Origin of the sequence: Streptomyces sp. AC555_RSS877 (genome assembly GCF_019049245.1) — a bacterium.
Lineage (GTDB): Bacteria > Actinomycetota > Actinomycetes > Streptomycetales > Streptomycetaceae > Streptomyces.
The window spans coordinates 1-20,945 of sequence record NZ_JAGMUK010000218.1 but is presented as its reverse complement, the minus strand read 5'-3'; the positions used below and the strand labels follow the sequence as shown (position 1 = coordinate 20,945).

Genomic DNA, 20,945 nt, shown 5'->3' with positions numbered 1-20,945 from the left:
TCAGCGCTCCTCGGAGATCGGTTCGCGGGTCTGCGCGTGCGTCCGGCCGTCCTCCCAGTGCACGCCGGCGATCTGGAGTTCCCGGCCCGAGAGCAGGTCGGTGTCCACCCCGCCGCACTCGGGACAGGTCAGCCGGGGCGGCATGCCCACGGCCCACTCGTGCGCACAGGACGCGCAGCGGGCCCGCCCCGGCACCGCTTCGGTGACGAGCTCGGCGCCCTCCAGCACGGTTCCGGCGCAGGCCAGTTCGAAGCAGAAGGAAAGGGAGTCGGGCACGACACCGGCCAGTTCACCGACCTGAAGCCGCACCGACAGCACCGCCGTGACGTCACCGGCCTGGGCCGCGGCCTTCTCCACCTGGTCGATCACGGCGAGCGCGACGGACATCTCGTGCATAGGTCTGTGTCCTCCCAGCCGTCATTAGAGGCGAGCTGCCCGGGTTCGACGGCCCGGCACGCCGTCGCCGTCGGCCGGGTACGCCGTTCGACGCAACGTCAGGGAGCGCTCGTCGTGAACCCGGTTCACATGCGTCGGATCCGCAGGTAGCGCCTGATGTCGGGAAGTACCTGTGCGACAAGTGCGGCCGCGGCGGCGAGGGCCGCCCCACCGACGATGGTCTTCTTCATCCCGTCTCTCCTCACTTCGAAGCCTCCGTGGTCGTAGCGCGCGCCACGGACGGCTCGCCGTCCCGCAGCATTTCTTCGATCAGCCGTACGGCCTCGGGTACGGCCTCGGACACCGGCGGGCTGAGACCGATGCCCTCCTCGACCGTGGCCGGTTCGCATCCGACGATCAGGGTGCGTCGCGGCGGTTCGCCGCCGGTCCCGGCGCAGAGCGTGCCCAGCAACGCCAGGACGGTGTCGGGGGTCATCCGGTGGCCGTCGATCGCGGGGGCGCCCTGGGGCTCGCCCGCGCCAGGGCCGTCGTACTCGATCACGTACAGCGTGCCGGGTGCTTCGCCGCGTGCCGTGGCGTCCACGAGGACGAGGGTGTCGTAGCCGTCCAGGAGCTGGTAGGCGAGGTGCACCCCGCGCACGCCGATGTCCACGACCTCGACGTGGGCGGGCAGTTGGCGCTCGGTGAGCCTGCGCGCGGTCTCCACGCCGAATCCGTCGTCCCCGAGGAAGATGTTGCCGATGCCTGCGACGAGGGTCTTCGGGCCCGGCGGTGGGGGAAGGTTCACGCGTCCTCCAGCGGTGTGACCTCGTCGGGCTGGAAGTACAGGAACCGGCCCTGCTCGCGGCGGATGTCGGCGCCCGGATCGCCCTCGACCGTCACCGCCAGGTGGACGCCGCCGTCCACGTCGTGCAGCACCGCCTCGACCGTCGCGCTGCGCCCTTGCAGAAACAGGTCCTGTGCGTCGGTGCGCCGCAGGCCCGGTCGCAGCAGCACGCGGCTGCCCGCGCCCAGCGACCGGCCGTCCACGACGACCCGGTCCTGTGCCGGGTCGAAGCCGGCGTCGCTCGCCGGGTCCCACCAGGGGGTGTCCGGGCGCGGCACTCCGTACTCGTCCGGGAACCCGTCCGCGGCGGCGGGAGCCGCGGCGGCGCCGGTCACCTCCCGCAGGCTGCGTACCGCGCCGTGCAGGCGTTCCAGAACCTCGGGCGGCATCGAGTCCGCGAGGTCGATCACGGCGGCCGCCCGATCGTCGGTGCCCCGGGCCTCGCGCTTCTCCTCGTCGGTCAGGGCCGCGGTCCGCAGTGCGAGGATCTCGTCGATCTCGGTGGCGTCGTAGAGCGCGCCGGGGCTTTCCGGTGCGATGGCCGGGTGGTCCTCCAGGATGATCGGCGAGGACAGCACGAGGTCGGCGCGGCCGGGTTCACCGGCGAGTACGGGCCAGGTGTGCAGGTTGCGGCAGGCGGCGGTCGCTCCCTTGGCCCACTCGGGGGGATCGGTCATCGACAGGAACGATCCGGCGCTGAGGGCCATCAGGAGGTGCGCGGCGACCAGGGAGTGCGGCAGCGCCGCGTCCCGGTCGGCGCTCCGGCCCTCAGGGGGTGTCCAGTCAGTGGTGTTCTCGACGATGGCGGTCAGCCGCAACGCCCGGTAGGGCCCGTCGAGTTCGTCGGCGGACAGGCGCACGGCGCCGCTGATCTCCTCGCACCGCCGGACCAGTCGGCCCACGGTCCGGCCGGCCGCGTCCAGAACCGGCTCGGTGTCCTCGCGGGCGGGTCGCTCGAAGGGAAACGTGACGCCGTCCCCCAGCAGTTCGTCCACCGTCGCGACCACCTCGACGCGTTCCTCGGCCCCCTCGTCCCAGGGCACCAACACCCGGTCGTCCAGGTGGAGTTCGGGAACGGTGTCGTAGCCGCCGTCCGAGCGGGCCTGCTGCACGGTCCGCCGCCGGGCGTGCAGGAAGCGCAGCTCGACCGACAGGGTCGCGCCGGCCTTCGGTTCCAGCAGGCACTCGGTGTGCTGGAAGTCGTGCTCCTCGCACTCGGCGCCCCAGGCGGGCGGCACGAGCACCCCGAACTGCCAGCGCAGCCGGTTCTTGGCCGCCGATGCCCGGTACGGGTAAAGCACGTAGCCCTCGAAGAGCACGGCGTCGGCCACCTGCCGGGCGAGGGCGAACCGCTCCTCGGTCTCGGGGGCGAACGCGGTCACGGTCACGGATCCATCCTTCCGGTGGTGCCGGTGAGCGCGAGAAACGGGTCCGTCCCGGGCGGGTCCGCGGCGCCGCTCTCTTCGAGCAGGGCCCGCACGGTCGCCTCCCAGGAGGGCAGTGCGTGCCGGGAGCGGTGGGCGAGCAGGGCGTCCATGGTGTCGCGGGGCAGCCGGATCCAGCCGCAGCCGGGGAAGTGCTGCTCGACCATCTCCCGCCATGCGGTGACCGGCATCCGGAAGGCCGCCTCGCGGTCCCAGGGGACCGGCTCGACCTGGAAACCGCCCGCGCCGGTGAACGCCGTACCCGAGAAGAGCATCAGCAGCGGGACCTCACCGTCGGTGAGGGCGGCCAGGTAGCGGCTGGCGGCGATGTCCATGTCGTAGGTGCAGGGCACGACGAGGTCGGTGTCGATCTCTCCGGTGAAGCTGGGGACCATCACCGAGACCTGGGCGAACTGCACCGGCTGGAGGGTGCTGCCCCAGCGCGAGCGCTCGCCGAAGAGATCGGCCAGGGCGTCGGCCTCGGCGGTCTCGTAGCCACGACGGGCGGGTTCGATACGGATCTGACAGCGCAGCGCGAGCGCGTGCACGCGGGCGTTGTCTGCCGCGGTGACGCGCAGCCGGAAGACGAGGGTCGGTCCGGCGGCGTACCGGTCGGCGCGGACACCGGTGCAGGCGAACGAGAACCGAGTCACGACCGGCCCACCTCGCCCACGGGCCGGGCGCGCCGCGCGATGTCCGCGAAGAACGCGTCGAGGGCGGCCCGTGCTTCGGCCCCGCCGTCGAAGCCCTGCCACAACAGGCGCATGCGGCCGACCAGTTCGTAGCAGATGTCGATGGGGACGAGGTAGCAGTCGCACCGGCCGTCGGTGCGGCGCAGCAGCAGTGCCTCCACATCGGGTTCGAGGAGATCGGCGAGCGGGCTGCCGCCCAGGACCTCCGTCCACGTGGACGGTTCGAGTTCGCTCTCGGTGGCTCCGGCCGGGCTGGGGTAGAGGGCGACCAGCCGGTCCAGCGCCGCGTTGCGGAAGAAGAAGGCGACGCCGACCGGGATCTGCAACGACTCCCACGCACGGTCGTCGAGGCGGTGGCCGGGGTCGGTGAGGTAGCGGGCCGGGACCGCGCGGAAGCGGCCCGCCGCGGCGCCCGGCTGTTCCATCAGCAGGGCGCAGGAGACGCAGGCGCAGGCGAGGGCGCGCTTCTCGGTGTCGACGAGGTGGCGGTGGTTCTCCTCGGGCACCGCCACCGCGCACAGCTCGCACCGCTCCGGCTGCGGCGGGCGCTCGGTCAGGAACCTGCGCAGGCCGGATGTCCGCGGGCCTGGACCGGGTGGCCGCACGGGCGCCTGGGACGCGCTCATCGGGTCTTCGCCGGCGCCGGGCCGGTGCCGATCTGGAGCAGGGCGGGCTCCGCGGGCGCGTCCTGTACGTCGACGGCCCTGACCTCCGGTGCGAAGCAGGCGAGCGCGTCCTCGGCGGCCTGCCGGGCGCTGTCGCCGCTGCCGCAGCCACAGCCGCCGCCCGCCCGCGTCCGCAGCCTCAGGGTGCCGCTCTCCTCGTCGAAGGCCACCAGTTCCAGGGCGTGGTCCGGGACGCTGTCGAGGGCCCGGGCGATACGGGTGTCCCGGTCCTCGGGGTGAAGGTCGTGCAGCACGAGGAGGCTCGCGACGAGTGCGTCGTCGAGCAGCTTCGCGAGAGGCTCGCCGGAAGCGGGCAGCAGCTGGAGGATGCGGGCGAGGCCGGAGCCGTAGAAGTCCATGAGGGACCGCACGAGTTCCTCCGCGGCCGCGGCGGCCGTCGGGTCACCGGCGCCCGCCAGACGGTCCAGGACCTCCTCGACACGGCGGCCGGTCTGCTCCGCGTTCACGGGGCGCGTCCCCGTCACCGCGCTCATCCGCCCAGTCCGCTCAGGCCGGTCGGCACGTGCATCTTCTGCACGGTCTTGCCGCCGCCGACGTACATGTGGACTCCGCACGGCAGACAGGGGTCGAAGCTGCGGACCGCGCGCATGATGTCGATGCCCTTGAAGTTCTCCGGGGAGTTCTCCTCGAAGATCGGCGTGTTCTGCACGGCGTCCTCGTAGGGTCCGGGCGTGCCGAAGGTGTCCCTGGTGCTGGCGTTCCAGGGAGTGGGCGGGTACGGGTGGTAGTTGGCGATCTTGCCGTCGCGGATCACCATGTGGTGGGAGAGGACACCCCGCACCGCCTCGGTGAATCCGACGCCGATGCCCTCGTCCGGCACCTCGAACTTCTCCCAGGTCTGGGTGCGTCCGGCCCGGACCTCCTCCAGCCCCTTCTCCGCGAAGTGCAGGGCGACGGCGGCGGTGTAGGCCTGGAAGTAGGTGCGGGCGCGGTTGCGCTCCAGCGCGTTGGACCACTGCGGGATCTTCCACTCGAAGGTGGTCTCCGGCTTGGTCATCGTGCGGGGCAGGTTGATGACCACGCTGTGGCCGGTGGCCTTCACGTACCCGGTGTCGACGAGCCCGGACAGGGCGGTGGACCACAGCCGGGCGATGGGACCGCCGCCGGTGTCCAGGGCGAGGTGGTCCTTGCCGTCGAACCACCGGGGCGACATGACCCAGCTGTACTTGTCGTCGAAGTCCCGCTTCTGCGGGGCGGGGATGGTGTGCTGGTTCCACGGGTGGCGCGGGTCGACCGGGTTCCCGAGGGGGTCGTGGGTGACGAACTGTTCCTGGCCCTGCCAGTCCTCGTAGTAGGAACTGCCCAGCAGGATGCGGATACCGAGGTTGATCTCGGTGAGGTCGTTGGTGACGAGCTTGCCGTCCACGATGATGCCGGGCGTGACGAACATGCGCCGGCCCCAGTCGGTCATGTTCGCGTACGTGAAGTCGCAGTACTCGGGGTCGTTGAGCGCTCCCCAGCAGCCGAGCAGGACGCGGCGCCGGCCGACCTCCTCGTACCCGGGCAGGGCCTCGTAGAAGAAGTCGAACAGGTCGTCGTGCAGGGGCACGACCCGCTTCATGAACTCGACGTACCGCATCAGGCGGCTGAGGTAGTCCGTGAAGAGCTGCACGGAGGCGATGGTTCCTACGCCGCCCGGATAGAGCGTGGAGGGGTGCACATGGCGGCCCTCCATGAGGCAGAACATCTCCCGGGTGTAGCGGCTGACCTGGAGGGCTTCGCGATAGAACTCGCCCTCGATCGGGTTCAGCGACCGCATGATGTCGGCGATGGTGCGGTAGCCGTGCTCCCCGGCGTGCGGTGCCTCGGTGCGCTCGGCCAGTTCGAGGACACCGGGGTTGGTCTCCTTGACCATCTTTTCGCAGTAGTCGACCCCTACCAGGTTCTCCTGGAAGATGTTGTGGTCGAACATGTACTCCGCGGACTCGCCGAGGTTGATGATCCACTCGGCGAGGTGCGGGGGTTTCACGCCGTACGCCATGTTCTGGGCGTACACCGAGCAGGTGGCGTGGTTGTCCCCGCAGATCCCGCAGATGCGACTGGTGATGAAGTGGGCGTCGCGGGGGTCCTTGCCGCGCATGAAGACGCTGTAGCCGCGGAAGACCGACGAGGTGCTGTAGCACTCCGCGACCCGCTTCTGCTTGAAGTCGATCTTGGTGTGGATGCCCAGGCTGCCCACGATCCGTGTGATCGGGTCCCAGGCCATCTCCACCAGGCCGCTGCCGTCGCCGGCCGCCTTCGTAGTCAGTGCCATCGTTGTGCCGTGCCCTTCGTTGCGCGGGAGGAGGGGGGTGGACGGATCGTGGGGGTGGATCACCTGCGGCGGGGTCTCACCACGGTGGCCGGTATCCGGTGGTGATCTTGTCGCCGGTCTGCCGCCACTTGGGCTCCTTGTCCACGGTCTTGGCCGTGATGGACCTCAGCTTGCGAACCACCGCGCCATAGGCGCCGCTGGCGTTGCTCGACACCTTCGCGCCGGGGGGCTCGTCCATGAACGGCATGAACTTGTCGGGGAACCCGGGCATGGTGCAGGCGATGCAGATGCCGCCGACGTTGGGGCAGCCGCCGATGCCGTTCATCCAGCCGCGCTTGGGCACGTTGCACTTGACGACGGGGCCCCAGCAGCCGAGCTTGACCAGGCACTTCGGCGAGTCGTACGTCAGGGCGAACTGGCCCTGCTCGTAGTACCCCGCGCGGTCACAGCCCTCGTGCACGGTGGCCCCGAAGAGCCAGGTCGGACGCAGCTTGTCGTCCAGCGGGATCATCGGGGCGGCGCCGGCCGCCTGGTAGAGCAGATACGTGAGCGTCTCGGAGAAGTTGTCCGGCTGGATCGGGCAGCCGGGAACGCACACGATCGGGATGCCGGCGTGGGACTTCCAGTCCCAGCCGAGGTAGTCCGGCACACCCATCGCGCCGGTCGGGTTGCCCGCCATGGCGTGGATGCCGCCGTAGGTGGCGCAGGTACCGATGGCGACGACGGCCAGGGCCTTGGGCGCGAGCCGGTCGATCCACTCGCTGGTCGTGATCGGCTGGCCGGTCTCCGGGTTGTCCCCGAAGCCGCACCAGTAGCCCTCCGGCTTGATCGCCTCGTTGGGGATGGAGCCCTCGACGACCAGCACGAACGGGTCGATCTCGCCGCGCTCGCCCTTGAAGAACCACTCGATGAACGTGTCCGAGCCGCCGACCGGACCGCACTCGAAGTCGATGAGCGGCCAGTGGACGGCGATCTTCGGCAGACCCGGCAGTACGCCGAGCACGATTTCCTCGATGCTCGGCTGCGTGGCCGCGGTCAACGCGACCGAGTCGCCGTCACAGCTCAGCCCGGCGTTGATCCAGAGAATGTGGATCGTGGGTGTCTCGTCGGCGGGCGCGCCTGTGGCGTCCGCAGCGCCGACCGTGTCCGGCGTCACCTCAGTCATGGGACCGCCTCCTGGGGAGGTATGGGATGAAGGCCGGTATTTCGGCCGACATTCTTCTTGGTACCAGCGGCCCGGCTGTGATGAGACCTGATCGAGGGCCATTCCGGTGACGTGAGCGTCCGACGCGGCCAAACCCGTTTACGCGACCGGAGCCGGGTTCAGGTGCGGCGGAGTGCACAGTGGCCGCTCCTTGCGGACGAACGCGCGACGCAGAGCGTGGAACGGAGCGTCCGGGTCGTCGAAGGTACGGCGCATCCGGGCCAGCTCCCGCTCCCGGAAGACCGCCAACGGGGTCACGCTCTCCTGCCGGTCCAGGTCGGTCTTCTTCGCGGTGATCCGTGACGCGGTGGCCGGCAGGGCCGCCAGGCGGGCGGCCAGGACGCCGACCTGCGGGGCGAACTCCTGCGGGCCGCAGTCGAGCTCCCGGTCGACGAGTCCGAGGGACAGGGCGCCCGCCGAGCTCACCGGCAGCGCCTCGCCCATGAGTCGCTCGGCGGTCGCGGTCCCCACCCTGCGCGGCAGGGTGTACGTCCAGAACTCGGACCCGTACAGGCCCATCAGCCGGTAGTGCGGGTTCAGTACGGCTCCCGAACGGCACCACACCTCGTCCGCCGCGAGCGCGAGCATCACCCCGCCCGCCGCGGCGTTGCCGCCGAGCGCCGAGACCACCAGCCGGTCCGTCGTCGTCAGGACCGCCTCGACCAGATCGTCGATGGCGTTGATGTTCGCCCAGGACTCGGCGCCGGGGTCGTCCGCGGCCTCGATGACATTGAGGTGGATCCCGTTGGAGAAGAAATCGCGTTCGCCGCCCAGCACCAGCACCGACGTGGGTCGCGCGCACGCTTCCCGGTAGGCGTCCAGCAGGCGTCGGCACTGCGCGGTGCTCATGGCGCCGCCCGGGAAGGAGAACGACAGGAAGCCCACGTTCCCCTCCTCCCGGTAGCGGATGTCCGTCCAGGTGCGGTGTCCCGCGTCGGGCAGCAGGGGCAGGGCGTGCTCGGGCAGCGGCGGCAGCCGGTCGCCCAGGGCCTGGACGGCGGGCAGTTTGAACGTGGGCGGCTGCCCGTGCGTCCGCCGGGGCCGCAGCTCGGGGATCCAGACCGCGCCGTCCTTGGTGGCCCGGCAGATCGCCCCGGCCCGGGTGGCCAGGAGCTCGCCCGGCCGGCCGCGCAGCGCACCCTCGGGGTGGCCGCCGTGCAGGTACCACTCGCCGCCCGCCAGCACATCCAGCACACCGGGTTGCGAGTCCGCCGCCCGGAGCTTGCGGACGACGGTCCGCGTGGAGTCCGCGGCCCAGTCGATCCGCCGGACGCTCTGGTCGAGGTACGGACGCACGCACAGGTGGGCTTCCGCCTGGGGTCCCACGCCCTGTTTGAGCGGAACGTGGCTTCCGCCCGCGAAGCGCTCGACGGCGAGCAGGACGGCCGCGAGGGCGGCGTCGGCGACCTCCCCCCGGTACAGGTCGCTCTTGGACACCGGAGGAACCCGGCAGGGTACGCAGGCCCAGACATCGCCGGCGTCCATCTCCCCGTCGGCCTGCAGGACGGTGACGCCCCAGTCGCCGGCGCCCTCGTGGATCGCCCAGTCCAGGGAGGACGGCCCGCGGTCGCCCAGGGGCCCCGGATGGACGATGAGGCACGTGTGCGCTGTCCACACCTCTTCGGGAATCGCCGTCCTCAGCATCGGCGCCACGATGAGCTCCGGTGCGTGCCGACGTACGGCGTCCGGCAACGGGCTGCCCGGCAGGGCGAGCTCCACCGCGACGGTGTGACCGCGGTCGCGCAGTTCGGCGTGGACGCGCTGGGTGAGGCTGTTGAACGCGCTGGCTACGAGCAGGATGTGCACAGCTGCCTCCGGGCGGACGAACGGCAGGCAGGGAGGACCCGACCGGCTTCGATCCTCAAATACGTCGGCCCCTCGACCCCGTCAACAGACGGGGAGGTCATCCGAAAGCAGGTGCCGATCCGCCGTCCGGCCTCATCACGGACAAGGCTGTCGGATGCTCACCGCGGCCACAGGCCGCCGGCAGCACGCCCCCACGCGGAGCGGGTGACGCCGAAGTGCGTCTCGTGCGACCAGATGTGGGTGCACGAAGGGCACTGCAGGTGGAGCAGGCTGCCGGTGTTGGAGAGCAGATAGCGCCAGTGCTCGGAGCAGGTACGCCGCTGCTCGCAGGTGGCGCACCCGCGATGGTCGTCACAGCTCGGGCAGGCGACCCAGGCGCGGCGCCCGATGTCGGCCTGCGGGTCAAGCGGCAGCATGGCCGCCCCCTCTGCGCGGCAGCACACCGGCCGAGACCAGGTCGTCGTACAGGCGCTGCTGCTCCACGCTGAGGCCGGAGTACAGCAGCGCGTACGCCTCCTCCTCGCCCCGCAGCGCCGCGACGGGGTCCCAGTCGGGGCCGAGAGCGGCCAGGACATGAGCCCGCCGGAGCATTTCGTGTGCACTCAGGTCGACGTGCAGGTCGAACGGTGCGGGGGCGTCCGAACGGTCCGCCGCGGGCCTGCTCGCTGCGGCGGGATCGTCCGGTTCGCCGGGAAGGGCGGGACCAGGGGAGGACATGCGACCGAACGTAGGTAAGCCGTCCTCGCTCGGGCAAGAGCAGGTGGGAGAAGTCACAGCGGGACCGCGACCACTGCGGCACCCGCCGCCGCAAGCGCCGTCAGCGCGACGCGCCGGTGACCGCGTCCGGGTGATCGGCGAGATAGTCCCGCAGCACGGACATGAAACTCGCGTCGGGTCGCAGGCCGAGGCCGGCGGCGCGCCGGTTGTCGAAGACGGCCGGCCACGAGCCGACGACGGCTTCCACGGCCGGGTCGGGGACGACGGTCACCAGGTCGGCGGCCCTGGCGCCCGCCACCTGCCGCAGTGCGGCGAGCATCTCGGCGACCGAGACGGTCAGGGCGGGCAGGTTGACCGGCATCGTGCCGTCCAGGCGCCCGGGCCCGGTGCCGCGTTCGGCCTCGGCGATGCGCAGGATGGCCTGGATGGTGCGTCGCGGCGAGGACAGGGCCACCTGCAGGCCGGGGTCGACGGGGCAGACGGCCGGCAGTCCCGCGAGCGGTTCTCGGATGATGGCGGAGACGAAGCCGGAGGCGGCCGCGTTCGGTCTGCCCGGCCGTACCGCGACGGTCATCAGCCGGGCGACCCGCCCGTCGATGACGCCGCGGCGCGTCAGGTCCGCGATCAGGTACTCGCACATCAGCTTCTGCGTTCCGTAGCTCGATCGCGGCACCGGCAGCGTCGACTCGCTGACCACCTGCGCCGGTTCCCCGGCCGACTGGGAGCTGTAGACGGCGAGACTGCTGGCGAACACCAGCCGCGTCACCGGCCCGCCGGCCGCCGACTGCGCCCGCGCCGCCTGCAGCACCGCGCGGGTGGCGTCCACGTTGGCACGCATGCCGAGGTCGAAGTCGGCCTCGCACTCGGCCGACAACGCCGCCGCGAGATGGATCAGCACATCCACCGGCGCCGCGAACACCTCCGTCAGGTGGTCGACCACATCACCGTGCACCACCTCCACCAGCGGATCATCCGCCCGCGGCGCGTCAGGCCACGCGACACGGTCGACCAGCACCAGCCGGGTGATCGGCACACCGGCGAACGCCCGCCTCGTCAGCAGCTCCCCGGTCAGCAGGCGCCCCAGAAACCCGCACGCCCCTGTGACAACGATCCGCACCGCATACCCCCACTCAGCGACCCGACATCCCACGATCCCGCACCCGGCCCGATCCCCGAAAGACCCAGCAGGCCCGACCGGAGTCCGGTCGGGCCTGCTGGGTCGGGCGGTGATTGCCGCCGCCTGTGAGGGGGTACCGATGCCCTCCCCTGAGACCTACGAGACGGCCAGGCGCCGGAACCGGCTGTTGTGGAACACCAGGGGCTCGCGCTCGGGTTCGGCCTTCAGCCCGTGGATCTCGAGCAGCACGATCGTGTGGTCGCCCCCGGGGAGTTCGGCGTGCAGTGAACAGTCCAGCCAGAGACTCGCGCCGTGGATGTAGACCCCGCCCTCCTCGTCGGCATCCCAGTCGACGCCCGTGAACCGGTCGCCGGCCTTGCCGGCCAGTGACCGGCAGATCGCGTCCTGCCCCTCGGCCAGCACGCTCACCCCCACGCGGTTTCGCCGACGCAGTCTGGGCCAGGTCGTCGAGGTGTCCTGCACGCAGACCGATATCAGCGCGGGCGACAGGGATACCGGGGTGAACGTGCTCGCCGCCATGCCCACCGGGTTGCCGGAGTCGAGCGCGCACACGGCTGTCACCCCGGACGGAAAGCAGCCGAAGGCCTGACGCAGGAGAGCGGGATTGGCCGGTGTGGCGCTGAGAGGGCTCACCGGAGACCACCCGTCAGGTGGCGGGGGGTGAAGTGCGGGCGCTTCGAAACGGGACTCGCACTGGTTCGTGGATCGGGGGTGAATGGCGTATTCATCGCTTTCTCCAAAGAATGGTGGGGTGATTTCTGGCGCGGGCTCAAAATCGTGGAGAGCGGTACTCGGGGGCACCGCCCGCGGCGGGTTTCAGCTCTTCCCCGACAAGACCGCGCCCAGCTGCCGTATCGCACCGTTGTTGCCGACCACGTGCTGGGAAACACAGCGGACATCGCGCCAGCGGCGCTGAAGTGAGCTGGCGTTGTAGAGGCCCGCGCTGCCGGAGAGAGTCATGATTTCGTTGAGGATCCGGATGCCGTCGTGATGGATGTGCTGCGTGCCGCCGGTGTACGTGAACCACTCGGCCGGGGTGGGCGCCTCGCCGGCGAGGGCACGGTCCATGACGAGGCGTGCGGTGTGTTCCGACAGGGCCGTCAGTGCGGCGGTGCGCACGTACAGTTCAGCGAACTTCTCCTGGAACACCGGGTCCTCGCCGAGCAGCGCCCTGGGGTTGAACGCCGGCCGCTTGGTGGCGGCGAGCGCGGAGAGATCGGCGAGCGCACCCTCCAGGGCGCCGAGTACGACGGCGTCGTGCGAGGCCCCCGTCGGGGAGTACGGCAGGTCGTAGAGGGGAGCGGGGATGTTGTTGTCGCCGAACATCGGCCCCGTGTGGTGTTCCGGCACGAAGACGTCGTCCATCGTGAAGTCGGTGCTCTGTGTGGCACGCAGGCCGACCGCGTCCCACGTGTCGAGGAAGGTGACCTGTTCGGGCCGGAACAGCGCGACCCGCATGTCCGGGCGGCCGTCCGGCAGCGGAGGCGCCCCTTCGACGAGGAATCCTCCGAGCATCCAGTCCGGGGTGAACGGGCCGCTCGCGAGCGGCCAGCGGCCACTGAGCCGGTAGCCGCCCTTCACCGGCGTCGCCAGCCCCTTCGGAGCCACGGCGCCACGGAGCATCAGGTCGGCACCGCCCGCGAACACCTCGTTCTCCAGCGTCGTGCGGGGCAGCGACCGTACGAAGAACCAGGCCATCGATGCGGCCTGAACCGTCCAGCCCGTCGAGCCGTCGGCTCGTGCGATCTCCCGCACCACCCGGGCGGCCTCCAGCAGCCCCAGCTGCTCTCCGCCCCACACGGTGGGCAGGGCCATCCGGAACACGCCCGCCTCGCGCAGGGCGGCGACGAGATCCGCCGGGACGGCCCGTGCGTTCTCACCTTCGGCAGAACGTGCCGCGATCTCGGGAAGAAGTGCACCGACTCGACCGAGCACACTGTCGCCGGTTCGTCGGTCCTGGGATCGAGCGGGGTCAAGAAGCGTGGCCATGAAAGGGCTCCTAGCTGAATGTGCGGGGGCTGGTCGTCGACCGAGCCTTTTTTCAGAAGGCGACTGCGGCTTAGGATGACACCCGCGTTACGGCCAGGAAAACCAGAACTTTCCTATAAGGCTTATTCAGGGATCCCATGACAGCAGGAGCGAAATGGCGGCCAATTTTTCCCTACGCCAATTGGAATACCTCGTCGCGGTGGCGGACACGGGCTCCATGAGCGCGGCGGCGATGCGGTGCCATGCCTCCCAGGCGAGCATCTCCACGGCGATCGCCGACCTGGAGCGCCGCCTCGGGGTCCAGTTGCTGGTACGACGCCGGGCGAAGGGAGCCTTCCTCACGGAGGCCGGCAGCCGGGTCCTGGACCGTGCCCGAGCCATGCTGGCGCAGGCCGACGAACTCAGGGCGAGCGCACAGGCGGAGGAAGGCCGGCTGGCCGGCCGCCTGACGATCGGGTGCTACGCGGCCCTGACACCGTTCCTCATCCCACCCCTGGTGGACGGGTTCAGGCAGGTACACCCGGCGGTCGACCTCGAACTGATCGAGGGTCAGCTGGACGAGATGCGACAGGCCCTGCTCCAGGGCGCCTGCGACCTGGCCCTGCTGTACGCGTTCGGCGACCAGCCCGGTCTGTCCTGCACGACGCTGCGCTCCAGCCGTCCGTACGTCATCGTGTCCGCCGGTCATCCGATGGCGGAGCGCGAGTCCGTCTCACTCGCCGAACTGGCGGACGAACCACTGATCATCTACTCCGAGCCTCCGGCCCAGCAGAACGCCGACCACTGGTTCTCCCTCGCGGGAGCACAGCCGAACATCCGGTACCGGACCTCGAGCATCGAGGCGGTCCGCAGCATGGTCGCCCGCGGCCTCGGCTTCGCCACGTTGATCCAGTCCTGGCCGACCGACACCAGTGTCGAGGGACTTCCCCTGGCGTCCGTGCCCCTGAGCGACCCGCTGGACGAAGTCGAGCTCGTGATCGCCCACGCGGCACACGTCACCCCCACCCACCGGGCGCGGGCCTTCCTCCAGTACGCCAAGGACACGCTCGCTGGTCCGGAGACTCCGCGGACAAGCGGCTGACGGGCGTGTGGCGGGGCGCGTCGGCCGCCAGCCGTCGGGCGTTCGGCCTCCCGATGACATGCACGGAACCCCGACCGAGGGCCGTGAACCGACTGCCGCGTCAGCCGTCGCGTTCCGCGCCGACGAGGACGAAGGCCATCGTGACCGGCTGGTCACTGTGGTTGCGCCAGGCGTGGCGGGTGCCGTTCTGGATCACGATGTCCCCTGCCGAGAGGTGGGTGCACCGGCCGTCGTCGAGTTCGAGGACGATCTCGCCCTGCAGCACGATGCCGTAGTCCACGGTCGGCGTGGTGTGCATGCCGTCCGGCTCCATGAGGTCCGCGATACCGGGCGAGTCGGCCCGCTGCTCCTGGTCGAAGGCGACGGGGTCGAACGCCGGGTCGGCCATCGCGCTGTCCGGCGGGAAGGTCAGCACGATGAACCGCGTGGCGCCGGGCCCCGGCAGCAGGCTGGTGACCTTCGGCGTGGGGTCCTCCCCGGTCCGGCCGACCGGTTCGCCGGGTTCGGTGGCCCACGGCAGGCGGGACACCCAGCCCGGCAGGCTGGTGAACTCCCGGCTGCGCGGGACGGGACCGTCGCTGACGACGACCGACCTGCCGCTCTCGTCATGGCCGGTGACGACTCTGCGCATGTGTCTCTCCTTAATCACGTCAGTCGGGTCCGTGGATCCACCGGGCCAGGGCCGCCGGACCCGTTGGATCGATCGCGTCAGTCGGTCAGTCGGATCGGCCGCTGCCGGGCCCTGTCGAGGACCCGAGCTCGGTCGCCCAGGTGTCCAGGACGTCCGCAACTGTGGTGGCGGGCGCCCTGAGCAGGGCCGATGCCACCGTGCGTACGAACAGCCGGTGCCGGTCGTCCGTGAGGTACTCCACCGGGGACTTGCCGTCCACACGCGCGAGCAGCAGCGCCGGCAGCAGCGACGCGGCCCGCATCTCCAGGGCCGCCCGGGGCTCCCAGTCGACGCACCGGACGTACTCCTCCACCAGCACGCGGGCGGACCGCAGGAGATCGGCGCGGCGCTCGGGTACCACCAGGCTCTTGAGCAGCAGATGGTTGGCGCAGAAGGCGAGATCGAAGGCCGGGTCGCCGTACCAGGCGCACTCGGCGTCCAGCAGCACGGGACCGGACGGTCCGACGAGGATGTTCTTGGGACTGACGTCACCGTGCACCAGGGCCAGGTGCGTGGTGGCCGTACGGTCGGCGAGATCCTGGAGGATGTCGCTCAGGCCGGGGTGCGCGGCAGCGGTGGCCAGCAGGTACGGCTCGATGCGCAGCGCGTGGAAGTTGTCGTCGGTCGCGAACTCCGCGGTGACGGCGGAGTCGCCGGCGCTCGCCGCGTGCAGGGTGCCGAGCAGCTCTCCGACGGCCGCCGCGGTCGCCGGCCGCACCTCGCCGCCCAGCAGCTGCGCCTTCCACACGGGGTAGTCCTCGGGAGGCAGGAACGCCATCGCGAAGAGACCGGCTTCGGGATCGTGGGCCAGCAGCTCGGGCACGCTGTCCGGGCGGTGCCCGGACGCGAACCGCATCCACGCCCATTCGTAGGCGTTGCGCGACACCGGTGCCTGCCAGTCGGCGGCGACCTTCAGCTTGGCGAGGGCGCGTTTGACGCAGAGGGAACGTCCTGGCAGGTCCACTCGCCACAGGTCGGACGAGACACCGCCGGCCAGCGGCGTCCAGCGGGCGGCCTCGCCGGGTCCGGCGAGGGCGTGGGCGGTCAGGAAGTCGGCCAGCGCGGTGTCGGGCACGGGGCCGGGGTCCAGCTGTGCGGAGGTCGGGCTCATCACCGGTCACCGGACCCGGTGGTCGGACCGAGGGGGCGGTTGCAGGCGTGGGCCGGTGCCTCGCCCGCCAGGATCCGTACGACCTCCTCGGCGGCGCGGCGGCGCAGTTCCGTGACCGAGGCGTCGGAGGAGAAGGCGATGTGCGGGGTGAGGAGCGCTCCCCGCTGGTCGAGCAGCTCCGCGGGGACGTGCGGTTCACTCTCCAGTACGTCGAAGGCGGCTCCGTCCAGGTGTCCGCTCTCCAGCGCCTTGACGACCCCGTCGGTGTCCACCAGGCCGCCCCGGCTGACGTTGACCAGCAGACCGCCCGGTGACATCAGCTCCAGTTGCTCGGCGCCGATGATGTGGTGCGTGTCCGGCGTGAGCGGCACATGGAGGATCACCACGTCGCTGCGGCGCAGCAGCTCCTCCAGGCCCACCATCTCCACTCCGGGGGCGTCCTTCGGCGGATGCGGGTCGTGGGCCAGGATCCGGCAGCCGAACGCACCGAGCTTGCGCACGGTGGCACGTCCGATGCGCCCGTAGCCGACGACGCCGCAGGTCAGCGTCGACAGTCGGCGCAGCCGGGCACCGGCGGGATCCCAGCGGCCCGCGCGGACCTCCCGGTCGGACACGGCCAGGCCCCGCGTCCAGGCCAGCACCATGCCGACGGCGTGGTCGGAGACTTCCTCGACGCAGTAGTCCGGCACGTTGGTGACCCACACACCGCGCTCGGTGGCGGCGTCCACGGCGATGTTGTCGAGTCCGACCCCGAGCCTGGCCACGATCCGCAGATCCGGCGACGTGCCGATCGCGGTGGCGGAGACGGGGGCCCAGCAGGTCAGAATTCCGGCGGGCCGGTGCTCGGCCACCAGGTCCTCGATCGCCTCGGCCGAGGCGGGATCGGCGGGGCCGGTCACCAGGGTGTGGCCGGCCTCCTCGATGACCGATCGCTCGACGGAGTCGTCGGGCCAGGCGTAGTCGGTGAGCAGCACGGTGCCTGGGCGGCTCGGTGGGTTCATGGCAGGTCGTCCTCGCAGAATCGTGCGGCCGCTGCGGACCGGCCGGGTTCACGCCCGGTCGCGTCCGATGAGCGGGTCTGATCGCCACCCGGAAGGGCGGCCGTCGGCATGTCCGGTGGGCCGTCGGCCGCCAGGGCGGGGGGAGGGGGTCGCTGGGCTCGGGTCGGGGTCGCCGGCGCTCGCCGACTTGTGGTCGGTGCGGGCGCCGCGGGATGCCCCTGGAACGGATCACGAGATGTCGGGGCACGTCGAATCACTTTGTCACAGCCACGTGGTGCTAACGATAGCATTCCGCGTCTTCTCCCCGTCAAGAGTGCGCCGCGCACCCGGTCGCCGGCATCCCTGCGGCGGGGCTCGCGCCGGTCCGAGGAACCCCGCCATCACGGGAAATCGAGAAACGCCGAAGAAATCCGGCGTTCACACCTTGACGCGCAAGAGACTTCGCCCTCATGGTTTCTGCCAGCGCCGACCGTGTGACCGATAAGTGTCCGCACGGGGTCCGGCTGTCGAAGACGCCATGGCCACGGACGTCCCCGACGGGCGATATACGGCTGAATTCCGCATGCGGTGTCCGACCGCGCGGCAGCCCGTCGCCCTCATTCCGCCAGTCGCCGACACCATCGCCGTCGACTCGAGTCCGTGTTCCGCTCACCGCTTCTCTTCATCGCCCGTACGGCCCCGTACCGGCGATGGATCCGCCGCGGCCTGCCGTGGCCCATTCCTCCTCAGGAGCCGCTATGACTCACGCAGCGCAAGTCGACACCAGTGCGGTGCCCGCAAGCGACACGCAGGAAAAGACCCCGGCCCCCCTGTCCCGCCCGATGATCGGGGTGGGCTTCCTGGTTTTGGTCCTCTCCTACATGGTCAACGCGATGGACCGCCAGGTCTTTCCTCCCCTGCTGCCCAACATCCGTGCGGAGTACGGGTTCTCCCTGGAGCAGGGCGGGCTGCTGGCGACGAACTTCACCCTCGGCATGGCCCTGGCCGGCCTGCCCGCGGGCTACCTCCTGGACCGCTTCCGCCGCAAGACGGTGCTGCTGGTCAGCATCGTGATCTACTCCCTGGGCACCATGGCCACGCCTCTGGCCACCGGTCTCGCCGACATGACCCTGTACCGGGTCGTCTCCGGCTTCGGGGAGGGCATGCAGTCCGCCGCCATCTTCGCGGCGATCGGCGCCTTCTTCGCCCACCGGCGGGGCCTCGCCTTCGGCTTCATCGGCATGGGCTACTCCATCGGCGTGTTCATCGCCCCGCTCATCGGCGTACAGCTCATGAGCATGCACGGCACCTGGCACTCGCCGTTCTACCTGTTCGGCGCGGCCGGCCTGCTGATCGCCGCCGCCGCCGTCTTCCTCGTGAAATCCGGTCTCACCGAGCACTCCGTCGAGAAGGTCGTCTCGACCAAGACCTACGAGTACATGCCGGCCTCCGCCTACAACCGCAACACCATCGCCCTGGCCGTCCACGCGGTCCTCAGCGGTGTGGCGATCTACGGGTTCCTCGGTCTCTACCCGACGTTCCTCATCACCTCGCTGCACTACACCTCCGGGCAGGCCGCCCTGGCCATGAGCTGCCTCGGCTTCGGCGGTATGACGGCCGTCTTCGGCGGCTGGCTCGGTGACCGCTTCAACCAGCGCAACCTGCTGATCCTGAGCATGGTGGCCGTCTCCGCCATCAGCGTGTGCATCTACGAGACGCAGGCCGGAATCGGCATGCAGTGCGTGTTCGCCTTCCTCATGGGCGCCTTCGGCCTCGGCTTCGTATACCCCAACACCAACAGCGCGATACAGCGGGCCGTCCGCCCCGCGCAGATCGGACGCGCCTCCGGGCTCTTCGTCACCAGCTACTACGGACCGGCGGCCTTCTCGGGCCTGCTCTTCGCCGCCCTGGTGGACTCCTTCGGCTGGGACCGGGCAGGGCTGCTGCAGGTCACGGTGCTGCCGCTGGTGGGCGCCCTGGCCCTGACCTTCGTCCGCCCCTCGAAGTTCAACAACGCGGTCCGCTAGCGAGTCGGTCCGCCGGACATCTGCCGCCGTGTGGCACCGGGCGCCCGCCCGGTGCCACACGGCGGCGTTCCTCCGACAGCACAAGAAGGCCACCTCAGACATGCCACGGGGCCTGCCCACCGCCGAGCGGTGGGCAGGCCCCGTGGCGATCGCCCGGAAGGGGTCGGGAACTGCTGCCGGTTTACTGAACATGAGTGCCTTCTGGTGAGCGTGAGTGAGTGCCGGTGCTGGATGCGGTTGTTCCGCTGTGCGTCAGGGGGCTCCCCTGTCCGGGGTGTGCTGTGACCCTTGGCTCTCGGGAGGGGAACGGGAGTTCTTGGGTCGAATGGGTGACCTTTGCGGAGGTTGCTCGTTGACTGCCGTGACGGGGCTCTTCGGCCGGGCGGGGGTGAACGGGTGGGCGCGCTACGGAAGTTGGCGGCGTCGTTCGTGGTGCCCGGCCCGGCGGGGGTGGCGATCCGGGATCGGCTGCGGGTGAGCGAGTCGGATGCGGCGGTCCTCGCCGAGGTCGGGATGTTCCTGGGGTCGCTGGCGGCGGGTGATCTCGCGGAGCGCTCCCGGCAGGGGTTGGTGCATGATGCGGCCTCGTGGGCGGTGCGCAAGCGGGCGGTGCATGATGCGGCCTCGTGGGCGGTGCGCAAGCGGGCGGTGCATGATGCGGCCTCGTGGGCGGTGCGCAAGCGGGCGGTGCATGATGCGGTCTCGTGGGCGGTGCGCAAGCGGGCGCTGACGGGGAGGTCGTCGGCGCGGTGGGCGGGCAGTATCACCAAGGCCACCCATGACCAGTGGGCGCTGGCAAGGCGCGGCCAGGCCACCCACCTGGCCTGGCTTCGCGGGCAGATCGCGTCCATCGAGGCGCGACTGGCCCGGCCGCTGGGCGCCAGGGCCGACAAGCGGACAGGGCTGGTGCGCGGCTATGCCTCGCGTGGTGAGTGGCATGCCAAGTCCCGTCGCCCGCATGGCTTGAAGGATCGTCTCGTGGTAGTGGAGGCGGACTGGAAGGCGGGCCGGGTGCACGTGGTGCGCGGCGGCAAGCGTCTCGCGAACGCCCGTCACCACCTTGAGGCGGCCGGGCTGGAGGCAGCGGCGTGGCGGGAGCGGTGGCAGGCGGAGCGGATGTTCCTGGCGGCCGACGGAGAGTCCGGAAAACGGTTCGGCAACGAGACGATCCGCGTCACCGACACCGGCCGGCTCTCGGTCAAGCTCCCGGCCCCGCTGGCCCATCTGGCCAATGCACCGCACGGCCGTTACGTCCTCGACGCGACGGTGGCGTTTCCGCACCGCGGGCAGGAGTGGTGTGACCGGGTCACCGCGAACCGGGCGGTGGCGTACCGCATCCACCACGATGTGGCGCGTGGCCGCTGGTATGTGACCGCCTCCTGGCAGCGCGCTGCCACCCCCAGCCTGCCTCTGGACGCGGCCCTCGTCCGGGGGGTGGTGGGCGTGGACATGAACGACGACCACCTCGCCGCCTGGCAGTTGGACGTGCACGGCAACCCGGTCGGCGAACCGCAACGCTACTTCTACGACCTCACCGGCAGTACCGAGCACCGGGACGCACAGATCCGGCACGCGCTGAGTCGGCTGCTGCACCACACCCGCCGGTGCGGGGCCGCCGCGATCGCGATCGAGGACCTCGACTTCACCGACGGCACCAGCCGGGAGAAGCACGGCCGCAACAAACGCTTCCGCCGCCTGCTGTCCCGTTTCCCGACCGCGAAGCTCAGGGCCCGGCTGGTGTCGATGGCCGCCGAGCAGAACATCGCCGTCGTGGCGGTTGACCCGGCCTACACCTCTCGCTGGGGTGCCCAGCACTGGCAGAAGCCCCTGGCCACCCCGCGACGCAGGATTTCCCGGCACGATGCGGCGAGCATCGCGGTCGGGCAACGCCCCCTCGGGCACCCGATCCGGCGACGGACGACACCGCCCCGCCCCGCCCCGCCC

General features: G+C 70.8%; 21 protein-coding genes. 3 read left to right on the top strand and 18 right to left on the bottom strand.

The window, feature by feature from the left end; all coding sequences use genetic code 11:
- The 15 genes from hypA to KUM49_RS43805 all read right to left on the bottom strand — a co-directional run bounded on the left by hypA (nucleotide 1) and on the right by KUM49_RS43805 (nucleotide 13,132).
- Nucleotides 1-396, bottom strand: a complete 396-nt coding sequence (gene hypA / locus KUM49_RS43870) for a hydrogenase maturation nickel metallochaperone HypA (protein WP_217242556.1) — start codon at nucleotides 394-396, stop codon at nucleotides 1-3.
- A gap of 125 nt (nucleotides 397-521) precedes the next feature.
- Nucleotides 522-626: a hypothetical protein gene (locus KUM49_RS50980; protein ID WP_374200275.1), complete on the bottom strand. Its 105-nt coding sequence runs from the start codon at nucleotides 624-626 to the stop codon at nucleotides 522-524.
- Between the two features lie 11 nt (nucleotides 627-637).
- A complete protein-coding gene (locus KUM49_RS43865) occupies nucleotides 638-1,183 on the bottom strand; it encodes a hydrogenase maturation protease (protein WP_217242555.1) in 546 nt (181 codons plus the stop codon).
- A complete protein-coding gene (locus KUM49_RS43860; RefSeq protein ID WP_217242554.1) occupies nucleotides 1,180-2,610 on the bottom strand; it encodes a hypothetical protein in 1,431 nt (476 codons plus the stop codon). Before KUM49_RS43860 ends, KUM49_RS43865 begins: the two co-directional genes overlap by 4 nt.
- Complete coding sequence (locus KUM49_RS43855) at nucleotides 2,607-3,299, bottom strand: DUF6084 family protein (protein WP_217242553.1); 693 nt, start codon at nucleotides 3,297-3,299, stop codon at nucleotides 2,607-2,609. The genes KUM49_RS43860 and KUM49_RS43855 overlap by 4 nt, the downstream gene beginning before the upstream one ends.
- Nucleotides 3,296-3,964, bottom strand: a complete 669-nt coding sequence (locus tag KUM49_RS43850; RefSeq protein ID WP_217242552.1) for a DUF5947 family protein — start codon at nucleotides 3,962-3,964, stop codon at nucleotides 3,296-3,298. The genes KUM49_RS43855 and KUM49_RS43850 overlap by 4 nt, the downstream gene beginning before the upstream one ends.
- The gene (locus KUM49_RS43845; RefSeq protein WP_217242551.1) at nucleotides 3,961-4,497 is read right to left on the bottom strand and encodes a hypothetical protein; all 537 of its coding nucleotides are present in this window, start codon (nucleotides 4,495-4,497) and stop codon (nucleotides 3,961-3,963) included. The genes KUM49_RS43850 and KUM49_RS43845 overlap by 4 nt, the downstream gene beginning before the upstream one ends.
- Nucleotides 4,494-6,278 carry a nickel-dependent hydrogenase large subunit gene (locus KUM49_RS43840; protein ID WP_217242550.1) on the bottom strand — a complete coding sequence of 595 codons (1,785 nt, stop codon included), beginning with the start codon at nucleotides 6,276-6,278 and terminating at the stop codon, nucleotides 4,494-4,496. The genes KUM49_RS43845 and KUM49_RS43840 overlap by 4 nt, the downstream gene beginning before the upstream one ends.
- Before the next feature lie 76 nt (nucleotides 6,279-6,354).
- Entirely contained in the window at nucleotides 6,355-7,443 is a 1,089-nt protein-coding gene (locus KUM49_RS43835; protein ID WP_217242549.1) for a hydrogenase expression protein HypE, read from the bottom strand.
- 138 nt (nucleotides 7,444-7,581) lie between these two features.
- Entirely contained in the window at nucleotides 7,582-9,288 is a 1,707-nt protein-coding gene (locus tag KUM49_RS43830; protein ID WP_217242548.1) for a hydrogenase maturation protein, read from the bottom strand.
- A 158-nt stretch (nucleotides 9,289-9,446) separates the two neighbouring features.
- Entirely contained in the window at nucleotides 9,447-9,704 is a 258-nt protein-coding gene (locus KUM49_RS43825; protein ID WP_217242547.1) for a hypothetical protein, read from the bottom strand.
- A complete protein-coding gene (locus KUM49_RS43820) occupies nucleotides 9,691-10,005 on the bottom strand; it encodes a DUF6400 family protein (RefSeq protein ID WP_217242546.1) in 315 nt (104 codons plus the stop codon). The genes KUM49_RS43825 and KUM49_RS43820 overlap by 14 nt, the downstream gene beginning before the upstream one ends.
- Nucleotides 10,006-10,105: 100 nt before the next feature.
- The gene (gene denD / locus KUM49_RS43815; protein WP_217242545.1) at nucleotides 10,106-11,122 is read right to left on the bottom strand and encodes a D-erythronate dehydrogenase; all 1,017 of its coding nucleotides are present in this window, start codon (nucleotides 11,120-11,122) and stop codon (nucleotides 10,106-10,108) included.
- A gap of 156 nt (nucleotides 11,123-11,278) precedes the next feature.
- Nucleotides 11,279-11,776 carry a flavin reductase family protein gene (locus KUM49_RS43810; protein ID WP_217242544.1) on the bottom strand — a complete coding sequence of 166 codons (498 nt, stop codon included), beginning with the start codon at nucleotides 11,774-11,776 and terminating at the stop codon, nucleotides 11,279-11,281.
- 183 nt (nucleotides 11,777-11,959) lie between these two features.
- Complete coding sequence (locus KUM49_RS43805; protein ID WP_217242543.1) at nucleotides 11,960-13,132, bottom strand: acyl-CoA dehydrogenase family protein; 1,173 nt, start codon at nucleotides 13,130-13,132, stop codon at nucleotides 11,960-11,962.
- Between the two features lie 181 nt (nucleotides 13,133-13,313).
- Between KUM49_RS43805 and KUM49_RS43800 the strand changes: the two genes are divergently transcribed.
- On the top strand, nucleotides 13,314-14,213 hold the full coding sequence (locus KUM49_RS43800) for a LysR family transcriptional regulator (protein WP_217242542.1): 900 nt from the start codon (nucleotides 13,314-13,316) through the stop codon (nucleotides 14,211-14,213).
- Between the two features lie 100 nt (nucleotides 14,214-14,313).
- On the opposite strand, the gene KUM49_RS43795 is transcribed toward KUM49_RS43800, so the two are convergent.
- From KUM49_RS43795 to KUM49_RS43785, 3 genes are all read right to left on the bottom strand, one after another.
- Entirely contained in the window at nucleotides 14,314-14,844 is a 531-nt protein-coding gene (locus KUM49_RS43795) for a cupin domain-containing protein (protein ID WP_217242541.1), read from the bottom strand.
- An 85-nt stretch (nucleotides 14,845-14,929) separates the two neighbouring features.
- A complete protein-coding gene (locus KUM49_RS43790) occupies nucleotides 14,930-15,994 on the bottom strand; it encodes a phosphotransferase family protein (protein ID WP_217242540.1) in 1,065 nt (354 codons plus the stop codon).
- Entirely contained in the window at nucleotides 15,994-16,995 is a 1,002-nt protein-coding gene (locus KUM49_RS43785) for a C-terminal binding protein (protein WP_217242539.1), read from the bottom strand. Before KUM49_RS43785 ends, KUM49_RS43790 begins: the two co-directional genes overlap by 1 nt.
- A gap of 737 nt (nucleotides 16,996-17,732) precedes the next feature.
- Between KUM49_RS43785 and KUM49_RS43780 the strand changes: the two genes are divergently transcribed.
- Together KUM49_RS43780 and KUM49_RS43775 are read left to right on the top strand one after the other, a co-directional pair.
- Entirely contained in the window at nucleotides 17,733-19,001 is a 1,269-nt protein-coding gene (locus KUM49_RS43780) for an MFS transporter (protein WP_217242538.1), read from the top strand.
- A gap of 396 nt (nucleotides 19,002-19,397) precedes the next feature.
- On the top strand, nucleotides 19,398-20,945 hold a 1,548-nt coding region (locus KUM49_RS43775), incomplete at its 3' end, for a transposase (protein ID WP_217242537.1).

What these genes read in the sequence shown, in the direction of transcription:
- KUM49_RS43790 (WP_217242540.1), bottom strand. Translation starts at nt 15,994, where the DNA reads ATGAGCCCGACCTCCGCACAGCTGGACCCCGGCCCCGTGCCCGACACC.
- KUM49_RS43845 (WP_217242551.1), bottom strand. Translation starts at nt 4,497, where the DNA reads ATGAGCGCGGTGACGGGGACGCGCCCCGTGAACGCGGAGCAGACCGGC.
- KUM49_RS43780 (WP_217242538.1), top strand. Translation starts at nt 17,733, where the DNA reads ATGACTCACGCAGCGCAAGTCGACACCAGTGCGGTGCCCGCAAGCGAC.
- KUM49_RS43835 (WP_217242549.1), bottom strand. Translation starts at nt 7,443, where the DNA reads ATGACTGAGGTGACGCCGGACACGGTCGGCGCTGCGGACGCCACAGGC.
- KUM49_RS43850 (WP_217242552.1), bottom strand. Translation starts at nt 3,964, where the DNA reads ATGAGCGCGTCCCAGGCGCCCGTGCGGCCACCCGGTCCAGGCCCGCGG.
- KUM49_RS43825 (WP_217242547.1), bottom strand. Translation starts at nt 9,704, where the DNA reads ATGCTGCCGCTTGACCCGCAGGCCGACATCGGGCGCCGCGCCTGGGTC.
- KUM49_RS43805 (WP_217242543.1), bottom strand. Translation starts at nt 13,132, where the DNA reads ATGGCCACGCTTCTTGACCCCGCTCGATCCCAGGACCGACGAACCGGC.
- KUM49_RS43785 (WP_217242539.1), bottom strand. Translation starts at nt 16,995, where the DNA reads ATGAACCCACCGAGCCGCCCAGGCACCGTGCTGCTCACCGACTACGCC.
- hypA (WP_217242556.1), bottom strand. Translation starts at nt 396, where the DNA reads ATGCACGAGATGTCCGTCGCGCTCGCCGTGATCGACCAGGTGGAGAAG.
- KUM49_RS43840 (WP_217242550.1), bottom strand. Translation starts at nt 6,278, where the DNA reads ATGGCACTGACTACGAAGGCGGCCGGCGACGGCAGCGGCCTGGTGGAG.
- KUM49_RS43795 (WP_217242541.1), bottom strand. Translation starts at nt 14,844, where the DNA reads ATGCGCAGAGTCGTCACCGGCCATGACGAGAGCGGCAGGTCGGTCGTC.
- KUM49_RS50980 (WP_374200275.1), bottom strand. Translation starts at nt 626, where the DNA reads ATGAAGAAGACCATCGTCGGTGGGGCGGCCCTCGCCGCCGCGGCCGCA.
- KUM49_RS43820 (WP_217242546.1), bottom strand. Translation starts at nt 10,005, where the DNA reads ATGTCCTCCCCTGGTCCCGCCCTTCCCGGCGAACCGGACGATCCCGCC.